A 788-nucleotide genomic window follows, 5' to 3' on the forward strand; every position below is an offset into this window, starting at 1 on the left:
CGGATGGCGTTGGTGACCAGCTCGCTGACGATCAGCTCGGTCGTGAAGGCCAGCTCCTCCAGTCCCCAGCTCCTGAGCCGCCCGGTGACGTCCGCCCTGAGGCCCGCCACGACCGCCGGATCGCCGGGCACGTCCCACTCGGCCACCCGGGAGGGGTCCAGCAGCCGGGTGCGGGCGACGAGCAGGGCGATGTCGTCGCTCGACCGGGCGGGAAGCAGCGCGTCGAGGACGTCCTGGCAGGTCTCCTCCGGCGAGCGGCGAGCGCCGGCCAGAGCGTGGCGCAACGCCTCCAGGCCGGTGTCGATGCCCCGCTCCCGGTCCTCGACCAGACCGTCCGTGTAGAAGACCAGCCGCGAGCCCTCGGGGAGACTGACCTCGGTGGTCTCGAAGGGTTCGGCGCCGCCCAGGCCGAGCGGTGGTGAACCGGGCACCGGCAGGTACTCCACGGTGCCGTCGGGGTGCACCAGGGCCGGCTCCGGATGCCCGGACCGGGACAGGCAGCACTTCCCGGACGCCGGATCGTAGACGGCGTAGAGACAGGTGGCGCCCGCGACGCCCTCGTGGTCCCGCTCCCCGTTCTCGTCGCTGTCGATCCGCGCGACCAGCTCGTCCAGGTGCCCGAGAAGCTCGTCCGGGGGCAGGTCGAGGGCGGAGAAGTTGTGCACCGCGGTACGCAGCCGGCCCATCGTGGCCGCGGCGTGCAGGCCGTGCCCCACGACGTCGCCGACCACCAGGGCGACCCGGGCACCGGGCAGGGGGATCACGTCGAACCAGTCGCCGCCCACGCC

At 73.6% G+C, this 788-nt stretch carries 1 protein-coding gene; it reads right to left on the reverse strand.

Going from position 1 to position 788, the window contains the following annotated elements; genetic code table 11:
- On the reverse strand, positions 1 to 788 hold a 788-nt coding region (locus tag GTY56_RS02165; protein WP_161361888.1), incomplete at both ends, for a PP2C family protein-serine/threonine phosphatase.

This window comes from Streptomyces sp. SID5643, assembly GCF_009872555.1.
Lineage (GTDB): Bacteria > Actinomycetota > Actinomycetes > Streptomycetales > Streptomycetaceae > Streptomyces > Streptomyces iakyrus.